Below are 15,337 nucleotides of genomic sequence, written 5' to 3'. Positions count from 1 at the left end.
AGGGTCTAGCATATCATTGTTATGAATAATATACAGAAAGTCACTTTCCAAAAAGTGTTTTAATTTTTTATGTGAAGATGAAAAAAATCCCTCTTGGTAGAGGGATTGGAATAGTCCAGCATTTAACTGCGGAAAGGATCTGGATGCCCTGAATGGACTTTCTCAATGATCTCGCGTTCTTTTGCGGTAAATGTTTTGATAAACGTTGCAGCAGACTTCATAGGCTTCATTGCAGCAAAACCTTCTTGGATAAAATCGTACATAGGTTCAAATTGATATTTGGTTGCAATGCCTTTACACATTTTAAAAGCCGCATACATCATCGTAGAGCGCATATACTTATCTAATGTGAGACCAAGCTCGTCAAGTAATTGTAATTGTTCATAACGTACATCGCCTTGATCGAGTTTGACTAAGGTCTGGCGCATGATTTCATCAGTTAGTGGTGTTTCCAAAGGATAATCTTTGAGTAGTTGTTCTGCGACTTGTTCATCGAGTTGAGTGGCAAGTACAGCAAGACTGACCGATTTTGTTCCTGTTTTAATTGCATTTTCAGGGAGTAAGCTCTCTGCTTTATGTGCATATTTCAACAGGCGTTCGATTTGCTGTGCAATTGCCTCAAAATCAGGACCGCCATACAAACGATTGAGAAAATACTGTGCCATCAGTTGATTTTCAGGCAGAGCAAAAAATTCTTTATGGGTTTCTGCGATGCGTGCTTTCATCCACGCTTGTACTTCATGCAGACGTTGCTTAAGTGCTGTATTTTGGTGGTAATTCAGAGTTTGGTATTGTAATAAAAGATGATCAAATGCAGCGAGTTTTGACATATTCGAACTCAAATAAAATAAAACCAGAAAATCATAGGGCGCATCATAACTGAGAACCATGACAGCATAAACCCTAAATGTCCAACAATCGGTCACTATGTTGATACACGGATTGAGTTCTACAGAAACTGTACAAGGGTTTTGCATGCAGTGAAATAGATTTCATTATACTTATTCTTAATAATGAGCCATTTAGAGCCGAATATGAGTATACAACAACCAAAATTTGAATTACGTGATGAAGATGCGTTGTCTTTAGATTTGATTGAAGCACAATATGCCTTAAAAGATAGCCAAGATAAAAAAAATGCAAAAAGTGTTCTGATTTTAGTAAGTGGGATTGAATTAGCAGGGAAAGGTGAGGCGGTCAAGCAGTTACGTGAGTGGCTTGATCCACGTTACCTGAAAGTCAAGGCGGATGCCCCAAAGCTATTGACAAATAACCAGACATTTTGGCAATCCTATACACGCTTCATTCCTGCCGAAGGTCAGATCGTGGTGATGTTTGGCAACTGGTACAGTGACTTGCTGGCAACGGCAATGCATGTGTCCAAGCCATTAAATGAGGCGTTGTTTGATGGCTATGTTGAGCAAATGCGTGCGTTTGAACATGATTTGCAACATAACCATGTGCATGTGGTTAAGGTCTGGTTCGACCTGTCATGGAAGTCTTTACAAAAACGCTTAGACCAAATTGATGCGTCCGAACAACATTGGCATAAATTACATGGTTTAGATTGGCGCAATAAAAAACAATACGATACCTTGCAGAACCTCAGCCACAGGTTCACCGATGACTGGTTTATCATTAATGGCGAGGATGAAAAGTACCGCGACCAGTGCTTTGCACAATATGTTTTGCAAACGCTTCAGGAACTTCCTGACCATCAAACTAAAGTCACGGAAAAATGGCAACAAGCACAGATTCCCACAGCACTATTAGAACCTTCAAAACAAAGCTTAGATAAAGATGACTACAAAGAAAAATTGAACAAATTAACCAAAAAAGTAGCTGATGCATTACGTTACAACGAACGAAAAGTGATTGTTGCTTTTGAAGGTATGGATGCTGCAGGTAAAGGGGGAGCGATAAAAAGAATTGTTAAAAAATTAGATCCACGTGAATATGAAATCCATAGTATTGCTGCACCTGAACGTTATGAATTACGTCGCCCTTATTTATGGAGGTTTTGGACACGATTGAATGATGGCGGCAAGATCACGATTTTTGATCGGACCTGGTATGGGCGTGTGCTGGTGGAACGTGTTGAGGGTTTTGCCTCAGTGGTTGAATGGCAACGTGCCTATGATGAGATTAACCGTTTTGAACAGAACCTTGTGGATAGCCAGACGGTGATTGTCAAAATCTGGCTGGCGATTAGCAAGGACGAACAGGCCGTCCGTTTCAAGGAGCGTGAACAAACCCCACATAAGCGCTTTAAGATTACCGAGGAGGATTGGCGTAACCGTGATAAATGGGATGACTACCTTGAAGCCGCTGCGGATATGTTTGAGCGTACCTCCACCGACTATGCGCCATGGCATGTGATTGCGACGGATGATAAAAATACGGCACGGATTGAGGTGTTAAAAGCCATATTGAAACAATTAAAAGCGGATGAATAAGATGCTGCTGATGGGTAGGCAATGATGTGGAAGAGCCTGTTTAAGATATTTTTCATTTTAATACTTGCTTTGTTATTGAGCTTTATATTCTTTATCGGCTTTTATCTGTATATGATTTATGGTGTTCATCCCTCTGATGAGGGCAAGACAAGTATTTCATGTATATGGGAAAATGGAGAATTAACAGCAGAAAGAATAACCATTATTCAAGGCAAAAGAGTGATGACACAAGCTCAGGCTGAAGATTGTGCCGATTTAACACACTCGATGAAATGACTGAATCACTGATAGTCGGCTGATCAGTCATGTTCATGTTTTAAGCTACAATCGTACTACGGCTTTTTTGCTGAATCCGTTTTGCAAGTGTGTAGCAGTCCTGAATATGTGCCTCGGTGATTTTACGCATCATAAAATAGCCAAGGCTGGCGGCCACCAGTTGCCCACCCAGAGGAATGAATTTAGTCACCTGTTTGGTGGCAATCTTGGTGAAAAAACCATTAAATGTTTTTTTCATTGCGGTACGTGCCACCACAAAACCTGACAACTCGAAGCCACGTTTACGCAGTTCATCCCAGTGAACTTTCTTGGTCTCTGGGTCATAAACGCTAATATGTTCAGGTGCTAGGCCAAAACGTGCATTAATATCAGGAATGATCTGCGTGAGCATGCCTAAATCAACCACCACATCGAAAAATGGAATGGGGACAATGGCCGCGCCAGCAGAGCAGTAGGCGGTCTTCTTGGTACGCGCCAGACATTCATCACGGATTTGTTCCAGATTTAAGCCTGGGTCAATTGAATCAGGAATTTTTTCAATTTTCATAAAGTTATACCTAAAGTCTATCTCTTGGTCGTATATTCAAGCGCATTAAATGGTGAATTTCAAAAATTTTTTATTTCATGCTGTGTTTAACGTGACATAGTTCCACAAGCTTGTATAGTGATGATTATCTACTTATTTTTATGTATCAAAATAGTCGTTTATTGATGAGGTTGTATTAACGGATGGGTATTCATGTTATTCAGAGTCAACGCCTTGATGTGTTATTGCAAGGTGTGATGGCATCCATTACCCAACCCAGTGCCTCCCCGTTTCAGGTGTTTAAAACCCAGCATTTTATTGTGCCGAGTCCTGCCCAGGAGCAGTGGCTGACCCAGAAAATTGCTGAACAGCAGGGTATGACGGCCAACTATCAATTCCATCAAAGAATTCGTGGTTTCCAGTGGTATGCCTATCAACAAGTGTTGGAGAATAAAGAACAAGTCCGTAAGGCCAATATTCCGCGTTTGATTTTAAAGTGGCGTATTCATCAAGCTTTACAGCCTTTTATTCAACCCGAACAGAATACTGTTGTGAATGAGCACCCTTTATATTCAATTGTGCAACGGATTTACGACAGCGCCGATCAACTGCAACAAGGCACTGAAAAACAACTAAAAAAACAAAGTATGCTGTATTGGGTGGCGGAGCAAGTTTCGCAGCTGTTTAATAACTACATGATTTATCGCGGTCATTGTCAACGGGGATGTACGGGCGTTTGCCGCTGTGCAAGCAACTGGCTGGCGGCATGGGGGCAAGATCATCCGCTGGATATTGAACGGCTAATCTCGCAAACTGACCAGCAGGTGTCTGCATTTAGCCTCAACCAAACCCAGCAACTAGAAGCTTGGCAGCGCTGGCTATGGCAAAACTATTTTCATGCCGACTTTGTGGAGATGCAAAGTATTGATGCCGATTTCTGGCAGGTTCTGGACAATCCACAGACCCGCCAGCGTGCATTGTCACAGCTTCCAAATCAGGTGATTGTGTTTACCCTGCTGGACTTGCCACCCAGCCAACTGCAATTTTTACGCCGTCTGGGGCAGTATTTGGATGTGTTGATCCTGCACTACAACCCCTCGCAGGAATATTGGGCGGACAGTGTCGATCCACTGTGGAAACAGCGTTATGATTTGGGTGTTAAGGAGCGTTTTATTGCCAAAAATCCTAATGCGACTGATGCGGAAATCCAGAACTTTTTTGAGCAATTTAATTTAGAATTTAATGCCTTAAGTCGTGAATCACGACATCCTTTATTAACTCGTTTAGGCAAACAGGCACGTGATCATTTCTCTTTATTGTCACAACTTGCAGGAGGGGAAGAAGGAATTTGGGAAGATCTCTTTGTTAATTATTTTCCAGAAACCTTACTGGGTAAAGTCCAGTCCGATATTTTTTATCTGGCAGAACCTCAGGCAGGGCAATATGAGCTTGCATCGAATGATGAGTCGATTCAGTTGCATGTCTGCCATTCCAGTTTGCGTCAGCTTGAGGTACTCAAGGAGCAGTTGACCCATTGGTTATCGCAGCCAGATTCCGTTGCTCGCCGTCCTAGTGATGTGCTGGTGCTTGCACCCAATCTGGCTGAGCTTGAGCCTTTGATTCGTAGTGTATTCCCTGCTGTTCCCAATGAGCATGAAGTGTTTCTGCCCGTCAAGATTGCAGGCGTGGCTTCACTGGATGCCCTGAATGCATGGCGTGCGGTGCTGGGGCGTTTGCAGCTTACACAGGGACGCTTTGCCCATGATGATTTTGCCGACTGGCTCAATCTGTCTGCAACACAGCAGCGTTATGGTCTGGACTATACTCAGGCGCAACGGATGCTGGCCTTGTTAAGTGACGCAGGCTTTAAGCGTGGTCTGGATGCTGAACATTTAAAACAGAGCCTGAGTGCCGATGATCAGGATTATCGCTATAGCTTTAAATTTGCGCTGGATCGTCTGGCACTGGGAATTGCCGTGCCAGCGCATGTGCTGGTACAGGATATACTGAGCTATGCACAGGTGCAGCCAGATGATTTTGAACTGGTCGGGATATTGATCCAGATTTATCAGGATTTATCTATCCGCCGTAACTGGCTAACTGCCCATGAACTGGGGCAGCAGTCACCTGTTGAGGACTGGCTGAAAAAGCTCAAGGATGATATTCAGGAGTTTGAGCAAGCCGATATTGTTGCCCTAAAGGCCGTGCGTGAGATTGTGCAAAAGCAGGAGCGTATGCTGACTTTGGCGAGTTATTATGATGATGCTGAAACCCATTTGCGCCAGATTACACTGCCATTGCCGTATATCATTGAGGAAATTCAACGGACGCTGGAAAGCCAGTCGGCACAGGTTGAGCCAACAGGGCAAATCACCTTTAGCCAGATTGGACAGATTCGCCCGATTCCTTATCGTCTGATTGTGCTGCTTAATCTGGATACAGGCAAGTTTCCCAATCGGGATGCCCATATTCCCTTTGACTTAATGGATGCATTACGTCAGCAATTGGGAGATCGTTCTCGTCTGGAAGATGATCAGGGGGCCTTTCTGGATGCGGTGCTTTTGGCTGAGGAGCAATTGTGGCTGTTTTATAATGGTTTTGATGTCAATGATGGGGAAGTGCGTGAACCCTCCAGTATTTTGCAGGCCTTTCGCGATCATTTGGCGTTGATTGTAAAACCGACTAGCAGTGAAGATAGGCCTCCTTTATCAGAAGCGGATTTAGCTGGATTGGAGGCATTACAAATCCCACCACAGCTTTATCCGCTGTATCATTTACATCGACTACAGCCATTTGATCCACTCGGCTTTGTTTCGGATCGACCTGTGCGCTTCCAAGATCAATGGTTTAAGGTCGCTTCACAGATTCAGCAGGTCAAAGGGGAGCGGCAGGCATGGGTGAATACCCTTTATCCTGTTGAACATGATGAGATGCTGATTCTAAATAGCCAGCAATGGATTCAGGATGTGGCGTTCCCAGCACGTTTGTATTTAAAAACCCTAGGCGTGGAAAATTTAACGGCAACCGAACTGGTGGATCAAACTGAACCGTTATTGCTGGATGGTTTGGGGAAATATGCTATTCGCCATTTTCTACAGCAGCAGGATGAGCAGACCTCGGCTGGCATCTTGCAGGATCAACTCCCTGTTGGAAAGGTACAGCACAGTGCATGGCAGCAAAGCCGCTTAGAGCAACAGCGCTTGCTTGAACGTTTACAGCAGTATGCGGCAGCCCCGACACTCACCACACAACGGGTCTGGCGTATCTCAAAACAACTACAAATGGTCTGTTTCACGCCAAAACTGAACGTTCAGGACTGGGTTAGTCTGGAAGCGTCAAGTGCGCGCGCCAAACGTTTTGTTAAGGTCTGGCTGGAATATTTGTTGTGGTTGGCTGTGCTGAACGATGACTCCGCTACAGAAAAACGCCGTATCGTAGTGTTTAGTGACCAGACCGTGATTTGTGAAGGATTGGGTTCCGAGCAGGCAAAACATTATTTAAAGCATTGGTTGCAACTATGGCAAGAGGCGCAGCAACAGCCTGTGGTGTTACCCGCAGCCTTGATCTTAAAGCCAATCGAGAAAGGCAAGTCCCACCAATGGGTTGAGCAGGAGTCTCGATGGGTTCTGGGTGAAGACAGTCAAAAACAGGTTTTAAAAGATTGGAATGATACAGGTGATTTTTCTGGTTTTGATATGACTCAAAATGAAGCGTGTAAATTGCATCGTGACTGGCAGTTCCTTTTGCAGGAACAGGATGCAACCGCATTGTTACAATATGCCTGTGATCATTATTCCCATGCCTTATACCAGCCTATTTTTGAATTTTTACGTGTGGAGTAAGACATGAACTCAAAATATCCAGTGTCTTATCAACCCATTCGGGATATTCAGTTTGAAGGTTTACATTTAATTGAAGCCTCGGCTGGAACAGGCAAAACCTATACCTTATCCAGTTTGATGGTGCGGATTTTTCTGGAAAAATACCTACCGAATCAGGTCATTGCCACCACGTTTACCCGTGCTGCCGCCGCCGAGCTAAAAAGCCGTATCCGTTTGCGTCTGGTGGAGATTCAGCAGTATCTGGAACCGTTACGCAGCGTACTGGAAACTGATATTCACATGCAGGCGGAGCAGGAAACTGATCCACTGAAACAGCATGTGTTAAAAACCTTTGCTCCACGTATCGCCTATGCCTGTGAACGGCTAAAACTTGTAATTGACCAACTGGACGAGCTGTTTGTCGGGACACTGGACAGCTTTAGCCAGAAGCTGTTGCGCGAGTTTGCCTTTGAAAGTGGCAAGATTGAACGTGCCCAAATCACTGAGGATGCCAAGAGCTATACCCGCCAACTGATTCATGATGTGTTACGGGAATGGATTCAGTCGCAGCCACAACAGGTGATTGATTTTTTATATATGAGTCAGCAACTAAAGAGTGTAGATCAGTATATTAAAGTGGTTGAAGAAAGTTTGAATTTTAGTTCAGCACATTTGAAACAAGTAGATTTGCCTGTGTTTAGCACCGTTGAGTTTGAATCATGCTTGCATCAGTTCGCAGCAACTTCATCACAATACTTACAAGAGTTACAGGATTATTATCTACTCGAGGGTGCATATTATAAGTTTATTAATAAAAATGCTTTTGCAAAAGATCGTTTTCATTTCATTTTTCAAACAGGCTTAGTTCGGCTGGCTCAGCAAATTCAAGAGCAGGGCATAGATATCTATTTTGATCAAAACGCGTTCAAAGACGTCGATGTTTTATTTTTAGATTCTAAAGGACGAGCTCGAAGCAGTATTTTTAATAAATGTGATCAAAGTATTCAGGACTGTTTTTACCAGCATCCTTTGATTCAGTTATTAAAAGATATTTGGGAGATGAAACTTAAAATTCAAAATGATTTAGATCAATTCAATACCTATTTACAGTTTCATCTTTGTCACCAAGTCAAAAAGCGTTTGCCTCAAGTGTTGCAGCAAAAAGGTGAAACCACCTTTGCCCAGCAGATCAAAACCCTGTCAGATGCCCTAAAGGGCGAGCAGGGACAACATTTTGCGGTATTTGTACAGTCACGCTATCCATTGATTCTGGTGGATGAGTTTCAGGACACCAACCAAGATCAGGATGATATGCTGGCCAGTATCTGGCGGCATCCACAGCGCTACCAAAAGGGCTGCATGATTATGGTCGGTGACCGTAAACAGGCGATTTATGGCTTTCGTGGCGGCGACATGCTGACATTCCTGAATGCCTATCAGGATATTATAGCGAAGCAGGGGCGTGAATATAAACTGATCCACAACCACCGTTCGGTGAAAGAACTGGTTGAAGTGGTGGATGTATTGTTTCAACGGCAAATGGATTTTGGCGAGCAGGTGATCTATGACCCGATTCAGGCTGGTTCGCGTCCACATCCTGCCCTGATTGACAATGAACAGGCCAATCCCGCGCCGTTGCGCTGGTTGCAACTGCAAGAGGGCAATGAGCAAGCTACTCAAGTCGCATGGAAAATTCAAAGCTTATTGAATCAGGCACATTTACAGCAGCTATGCCTGGATGGTGAGGTACGCCAAGCCATTTGTGAAGATGATATTGCCGTGCTTTCGCGTAGCCACCGACAACTGGACGAGGTGCAGTATGCACTGGAACACTTGGGAATCCGTGTCAATCGGCCCTCAAAGCGCAGTGTGTTTGATTCAAAGATTGCTCAGGATATAGGTGCTTTACTCACGGCCTTGCTGCATCCCTATGATGAGGCCAAGTTAAAGCGTGCCTTGCTGAGTCGACTGTTTGGATTTGATTTAAGTCGCTTATTGGCACTGGAACAAAGTCCAGAGGGCTTGAGCCATTATATTCAGCAATTCGATGACATCCGTGAAATGTGGCTGAATCAGGGATTTCTGGTGGCATGGCAACGTTGTCTGAATCAGTTTGGTATCTGGCAGCAACTGGTTGCAACGCAAAGTAAAGACAATGAACGGGCAGTGGTCAATCTGCGCCATCTCACTGATATTCTGAGTCAGCATAGTGAGCATGTGCAGGGGGCACAAAACCTCTATCACTGGTATTTAAAGCAACTCAATTCTCCAAGTGACCGTGAATGGGAACTGGAACATAAGCTTTCCAGTGAAGCTGGGGTGCAGTTGATGACCATCCACCAGTCAAAAGGTCTGGAATTTAAAATCGTCTTTTTGCTTGGAGCAAATAAAGCAGCACCAGACTCAAAAAAAGAGGCTTTAAATTTCTCAACCACAGAAATCCAGCTGCCAGAAACAGGACAAACTAGAACACAGCGTGTGGTGGCGATTGCGGATAAAAACTTTCTACAACAGAATGAGCTGGATCAGCACCAGCAACGGGCGCAGGCTGAGCAGAACCGTTTGTGGTATGTGGCGTTGACTCGTGCCAGTCATCGGGTCTATGCGGTGTTTGAACCTGAAAAGGGTGATAAGAACAAACTGTCAGGATTGGCATTCTGGAAGAATCAGGGTGAAGCATTCCAGCATCCACATTGTCTGGATGAAGCACTGGTTCTGGAGCGGCCGCAAGCATTGCACCGCCAGCAGCAGACCCAACAAACAATTCCACTTTCCGCACAGCCTTTACCTATGCAGCGTTTTTATGCACGGGGTAAAACCAGCTTCAGTTATCTGGCACAGCATTTAAGACACAAGGCCAGTCATGCGGATCGTCTGGCCAATATTGAGCAGAACTTCGATCAGGCTGAAGATGAGCTAAATATTATGCTGACAGCATCTGTGCCTGCCTCCGAACCCATTGCGTGGATTAAACAACACTTTCCGAGAGGAACGCTGGCTGGAAATTTCCTGCATGAGATTTTTGAACAGATTGATTTTCAGCGACCTGAAACATGGGTGGAGGAAATCCGCCGCCGTTTTAAAAATAGCTATCAAGGCTTATGGTTTGACTTGCTGGATCAATACCAGAATCATTTTCCAGCACAGGAAAACTCAGAGCAGCAACTATACCAATGGATTGCGACATGGCTGGGTGAGGTGTTGGCCACGCCACTGAACGACGGCTTCCAGTTAAAACAATTGCTGGCAGGACAATATCTATCGGAATGTCCATTTTATCTGGCCTTGTCGGATCGTGTGCTGGCCATGCAACGCGTACAGCAATTGTTTACAGAGTATGGTATTAGCATGCCTGAATTGCTGGAGGCGAAATCTGCCCGCTACCTGAATGGTTCAATTGACTTGGTCTATTTCGATGGTCAGCGTTACCATATCGCCGATTATAAAAGTAACTATCTGGGTGTTGAACAGGCAGATTACCAGCCCAGCCAGATTGCGGACAGCATGTCGCTGTCGAGCTATTGGTTACAGGCGGCCTTGTATCTGGTGGCACTGCACCGCTACCTAAGCGTGAAACTGCAACATTACCAGATTGAGCAGCATCTGGGTGGGGCATCCTATCTGTATTTGCGTGGCCTAAATGGACAGGCGCAGCAGGGCTATCTGTACTGGAAACCTGATGATGAATTTATCTTGCGTCTGGATGCCATCCTCGGGTATTTCTCTGAGGATAAAATGGGCAAACCAATGTAGATAAAAGTGATGAATTTAGATTAAACAACAGTTTATCATGTGGATAAATATGTTTATAACCTTGTGGATAAGCGTGTGGGTAAGTTTGAGGATAACTCTGTGGACAAACAAGTAAATGATCCGTCAGCAACGGCAGGCTGGCTTGAGATGTGGAGTAACTACCTCACACAGGCACCATTTTCCCAATCGGCTCAGGCAGATGGTGCAGCGCAAATCTTACAGCGACTGATTGAGGCCAGTTTGCGTGGCGACAGTTGTATTGAGGCAAATCCTGCACAACTTGAAGCACTGGGCGATCTGGTGGTTTGCAGCGAGGTTGCAGCCACTCAGGTTGCCCCATGCGTTCACGATCAGCAGGGCTTGGCATTATACCGATATTGGCAACTGGAACAACGCCTGGCTGATCAGATTTGTCGATTAAAGCGACAAACGATTCAGTTGGTCGATACTGTACCTTATCAGCACTTGCTCAGCGATGAACATCAGCAGGCCGCCCTTAAAATGGTGATGCAGCAATGGCTGAGTATCATTACAGGGGGGCCAGGAACAGGCAAAACCTATACGCTGGCGCGTATTATTGCAGCCCTCAACCAGACCATTCCAGATATTCGTATTGCTATGGCAGCACCTACGGGCAAAGCCGCTCAACGCATGCAGGAAGCATTGCAGAACTCTTTTAATGATCCAAAATTATTGGAATCAGGTTTAATTACAGATGAGTTGCGTAATCAAACCACGCAAACCTTGCACCGTTTACTGGGTATGGGCAATCGGCAGATCCCACGTTTTCACCAAAAGCAGCCTTTGCCCTATGATGTGATTGTGGTGGATGAAGCCTCCATGCTGGACTTGAATCTGGCAACCCTGTTATTCGAGGCGGTCCCTGAAAACTGCCGCATTATTTTACTGGGTGATGCCAATCAGCTGGCTTCGGTGGATGTGGGTTCTGTACTGGCCGACTTGCAGCAGGTCCAGGGCTTGGTTGAAAACCGTGTCCAGTTGCAAAAAAGCCGCCGTTTTGCAGGTGAGGCAAAAATTGGACAGTTGGCAAGATTTATTCAGGCCCAGCAGCAGCCAACACAATATCCTCAGGTACTGACCAGACTGGAACAGGAGATTGCTGCACCTACCAGCTTGCAACCCATTGTATTATCCAAAGAGATGTCAGATTTTATTCAACTGGAATATTTGCCCAAGTATGGTGAGTTCGAAATTGAACCCTATCAACAAAAGCTGATGTATGGGTTTCAGGGCTATGTTGAGGCACTGCAACACTATGTGCAGGCGGATGAACCAGAACCGCATATCCAGCAGGTGATACAGGCATTTGATGATTACCGAATCTTAACCGCCGTTCGACATGGTCAACTGGGATTGCAGCAACTGAACCGTTATGCTGAACAATGGCTCAACCAGCAGCTTAAACAGATTGCAGTGGGCGACTGGTATGTGGGCCGCCCCGTGATGATGACCTACAACGACTATCAGCTTGGAATTTCCAATGGAGACATTGGCATTTGTTTTAAACATAGAAGCCAATCTCAGCAATTTGAGGTGTATTTTCCAAGTCTGGATAAATGGATTGCTGCACATCGCCTGCCTCGGAACATGCAAACCGCATTTGCGCTCACCATTCACAAGTCACAGGGCTCTGAATTTACCCATACTGCGATTGTTCTGGATGCTCCCGCAGAGAAGTTACTGAGTCAGGAACTGATTTATACCGCAGTGACGCGCGCCAAAAAAGTGGTCAGTATTCTGGCCGATTCAGGCACCTTGCAACAGGCGCTTACAATTCGAACAGTTCGCCGTAGTGGTTTAGTGCAAAAGATCAATTTAGAAGGATTGTGAAATTATTCTTTAAAATTCACTGTTCTGTAAGTAAAAGCTTACAAAGATTCGAGATATTGTCGCTAGAGCAAGCCGAATGTTTTTGAGATTATGGAAACACAACGAATCTGGCACGGAAAGCTAGATAAATCGCAAAACGATAATAAGAAAGTCTGAAAGACAGCGAACTTACAGTGAGGTAAGTGATAAAAGAGGAAACTTACAGCCGCTAAGCCTTGTAGTTTTGGGAGAGACTACAGGGCTTTTTTATTTTTATCTATATTGAATGAATAAAATCATGATAAATCTTGGTTTTATTTTAACCAATGTTGTTTAAACCCTACTTGTTCAATCATTGCGTCAGATCGGTTGCACGTCTTGTATATCGTCATTTATTAGTGAAAAATAACGGCAACATCTAAGAGCTAAGATATTGTTGTTTGACAATTTTTCTGGAATATTCAGTTAAATGTTATACAGAACCGTACGTTTTTACTTACAAAGAGATGAGAAAAATCCTATTTTTCTCCATCATTTCTTTTGGCAGAATAGTAAGTATAGAGGGAAGTTGATGTAACCAAGTGGAAACAAAAAAAGCATAATATTGTGGAGAACGTTCAGAGGGTCTGAATGAAAAATAACAAGCAATAAAAATAAATCAAAACCAGAATAATAAAAACTACGCGCAAAGGCTCAGGTGAAAATCTGGGCTTTTTTGTGCGTAGCTGTTCTTCAACTGATTAAACCAGATCATTTTCACTACGGTCAGTGGCAAATAATGAGCGGCGCTGGTTTTTCGGGATTTTTGGACAGTTAGTTGAGATTTGGTACAACATTTTTGTCAGCGCAGGCAAGTGGGTACCGACTACAGATTTTCCTGTGGTGAGTAATGACACACTGATATCACGCTCTGGATCGGCCCAGCATAAAATATTCGAGAAGCCAATATGTCCAAAAGCCTGTCCTGTCATTGGCCCAAACAGACCGACAGGGTTGCTGCCCAGCATTGGGCCAAGTGCATAACGCATTGGCGCAAGTAAACTACGGTCGATACTGACGCCCGAGGTCGGCAAGGTCGAACGGAAAACGGTTTTGGCACTCATGATCTGTTTGCCCTGATATTCACCACCACTGAGCAACATTTCAAAAAAACGTCCTGACTGCTCTGCACTGGTGTAGATGTTGCCAGCAGGGCAGATGGTATCCATGAAACGTGTGTCATTGGTAATGTCCACAGCGGTTTGTAGCCCAGCACCCAGCACATGCTTTAAATAACGATCCGTACCTAAACCTGGATGCATGCCAGTGGCGTAGTTCATTGCCACATCTGCGCGGTACTCTGGTTTTAGGCCATAGTTGAAATAATCCAGACCCATTGGCTTTTCAATATGTTCAGCCAGATATTCACGCACGCTTTGTCCTGTGACACGCTTGATCACCTCACCCAGAATATAGCCTGCGGTCACGGCATGATAGGCAAGATGCGTACCTGATGGTGAAACTGGCTTGGCCGCGCACAGGCGTTTTAGAATCTCTTTCTCATCAAACAGCAATTCAGGGGTGATCTCACCGTCGATCCGTGGAATTCCACCGCGATGTGATAACATATGGAACAGGGTCGCACGCCGTTTGCCATTGACCCCATATTCAGGAATGTAATAGCTGATTGGATCCAGCAGGTTCAAGTCACCACGCTCATCCAGCATGTGTACCAGCATGGCCGTGACCATTTTAGAGGCTGAGAACAGGCAAACGGGAGTGTCTGGTGTGCCGATCTTGGCATCAGCACCCAGACCATCGGGAGTGTTGCCCTGAGCGTAGCCAATGCTACGGTTCAGCAGGATTTGTCCCTGACGGCGTAGACATAGGGTAATTAAAGGATAGTTCCCCGTTTTATAAAGACATTCAATGCTATCCCAAATTTTTTGAATCTGCTTTTCTGTCATGCCACCCAATTCAGCCGCAACTTCATCTTTGGATCGAATGACTTGATTGAGGTCATCTGGCACATAACAGGTATTGGTGGATAAGATTTTCACGATTCCCTCGCTAATTTTTCGTTTTCTTTCATTTCTGTTATAAACTGAAAACAGAATTGATAAATAGTTTGCCTGTTTTTCTGACAATTGTCATTGTCCCAATGATGAAATAAAAACATTTTTGCAATATAGCCATAGATCACTTAAAATAGGCGAATTGCTGTAGTGATGCACGGCAATCAGTTGCTTGCAACTGATCATTATCATTTTATTTTTTAAGCATCTCGGAGAAATCGAATGGCTTTAACTAACGCAGATCGCGCAGAGATCATCGCTAAATTTGCTCGTGCTGAAAACGACACAGGTTCACCAGAAGTACAGGTTGCTTTGTTGACTGCTCAAATCAATGATTTGCAAGGTCACTTTAAAGAGCACAAACATGACCACCACAGCCGTCGTGGTTTGATTCGTATGGTAAACCAGCGTCGTAAACTACTTGACTATTTAAATGGTAAAGATCACGGTCGTTATGTTGCTTTGATCGGCGCATTAGGTTTACGTCGTTAATTCGATTTGGCTTTATTTTCGGTATTTCGCATGTTGCAATGCCTTAACGCTGAAAACAAAGTTTCGCCTGATTTAAGTTAGGCGATTTTTAGAAGGGGCGCATGTTCGCTCCTTCTTTGTGTTTAAATT

General features: G+C 44.4%; 9 protein-coding genes. 6 read left to right on the top strand and 3 right to left on the bottom strand.

All coding sequences use genetic code 11. The features are described 5' to 3' along the window. Positions 1-122: 122 nt before the first annotated feature. Entirely contained in the window at positions 123-830 is a 708-nt protein-coding gene (locus F967_RS12455; protein WP_010589489.1) for a DUF8198 family protein, read from the bottom strand. 204 nt (positions 831-1,034) lie between these two features. On the opposite strand from F967_RS12455, the gene F967_RS12450 reads away from it, so the two are divergent. Then, complete coding sequence (locus tag F967_RS12450; protein WP_004800247.1) at positions 1,035-2,456, top strand: polyphosphate:AMP phosphotransferase; 1,422 nt, start codon at positions 1,035-1,037, stop codon at positions 2,454-2,456. A gap of 21 nt (positions 2,457-2,477) precedes the next feature. Beyond that, positions 2,478-2,732, top strand: coding sequence for a hypothetical protein (locus tag F967_RS12445; protein ID WP_228127117.1), 255 nt, complete (start codon positions 2,478-2,480; stop codon positions 2,730-2,732). 40 nt (positions 2,733-2,772) lie between these two features. On the opposite strand, the gene F967_RS12440 is transcribed toward F967_RS12445, so the two are convergent. Next, entirely contained in the window at positions 2,773-3,279 is a 507-nt protein-coding gene (locus F967_RS12440; RefSeq protein WP_004680678.1) for a hypothetical protein, read from the bottom strand. A 182-nt stretch (positions 3,280-3,461) separates the two neighbouring features. On the opposite strand from F967_RS12440, the gene F967_RS12435 reads away from it, so the two are divergent. The 3 genes from F967_RS12435 (at position 3,462) to recD (ending at position 12,683) form a co-directional block, all read left to right on the top strand. Beyond that, positions 3,462-7,100 carry an exodeoxyribonuclease V subunit gamma gene (locus F967_RS12435; protein WP_004800244.1) on the top strand — a complete coding sequence of 1,213 codons (3,639 nt, stop codon included), beginning with the start codon at positions 3,462-3,464 and terminating at the stop codon, positions 7,098-7,100. Between the two features lie 3 nt (positions 7,101-7,103). Next, positions 7,104-10,832: a UvrD-helicase domain-containing protein gene (locus F967_RS12430; protein WP_004800242.1), complete on the top strand. Its 3,729-nt coding sequence runs from the start codon at positions 7,104-7,106 to the stop codon at positions 10,830-10,832. A 147-nt stretch (positions 10,833-10,979) separates the two neighbouring features. Continuing rightward, complete coding sequence (recD, locus tag F967_RS12425; RefSeq protein WP_212749259.1) at positions 10,980-12,683, top strand: exodeoxyribonuclease V subunit alpha; 1,704 nt, start codon at positions 10,980-10,982, stop codon at positions 12,681-12,683. 719 nt (positions 12,684-13,402) lie between these two features. On the opposite strand, the gene F967_RS12420 is transcribed toward recD, so the two are convergent. Beyond that, a complete protein-coding gene (locus F967_RS12420; RefSeq protein WP_004800238.1) occupies positions 13,403-14,701 on the bottom strand; it encodes a serine hydrolase domain-containing protein in 1,299 nt (432 codons plus the stop codon). Positions 14,702-14,938: 237 nt separating this feature from the next. On the opposite strand from F967_RS12420, the gene rpsO reads away from it, so the two are divergent. Continuing rightward, positions 14,939-15,208 carry a 30S ribosomal protein S15 gene (rpsO, locus tag F967_RS12415; RefSeq protein ID WP_004637724.1) on the top strand — a complete coding sequence of 90 codons (270 nt, stop codon included), beginning with the start codon at positions 14,939-14,941 and terminating at the stop codon, positions 15,206-15,208. Positions 15,209-15,337 lie beyond the last annotated feature (129 nt).

Origin of the sequence: Acinetobacter sp. CIP 102637 (assembly GCF_000368425.1) — a bacterium.
Taxonomy (GTDB): domain Bacteria; phylum Pseudomonadota; class Gammaproteobacteria; order Pseudomonadales; family Moraxellaceae; genus Acinetobacter; species Acinetobacter parvus.
Note: the sequence above shows the minus strand (reverse complement) of the source record. Positions and strands in the feature narration are given on the sequence as shown.

Excerpts from the sequence above, each read along its gene's own strand:
- rpsO (WP_004637724.1), top strand. The coding sequence starts at position 14,939 with ATGGCTTTAACTAACGCAGATCGCGCAGAGATCATCGCTAAATTTGCT.
- F967_RS12445 (WP_228127117.1), top strand. The coding sequence starts at position 2,478 with ATGATGTGGAAGAGCCTGTTTAAGATATTTTTCATTTTAATACTTGCT.
- F967_RS12440 (WP_004680678.1), bottom strand. The coding sequence starts at position 3,279 with ATGAAAATTGAAAAAATTCCTGATTCAATTGACCCAGGCTTAAATCTG.
- F967_RS12450 (WP_004800247.1), top strand. The coding sequence starts at position 1,035 with ATGAGTATACAACAACCAAAATTTGAATTACGTGATGAAGATGCGTTG.
- recD (WP_212749259.1), top strand. The coding sequence starts at position 10,980 with ATGTGGAGTAACTACCTCACACAGGCACCATTTTCCCAATCGGCTCAG.
- F967_RS12430 (WP_004800242.1), top strand. The coding sequence starts at position 7,104 with ATGAACTCAAAATATCCAGTGTCTTATCAACCCATTCGGGATATTCAG.
- F967_RS12435 (WP_004800244.1), top strand. The coding sequence starts at position 3,462 with ATGGGTATTCATGTTATTCAGAGTCAACGCCTTGATGTGTTATTGCAA.
- F967_RS12455 (WP_010589489.1), bottom strand. The coding sequence starts at position 830 with ATGTCAAAACTCGCTGCATTTGATCATCTTTTATTACAATACCAAACT.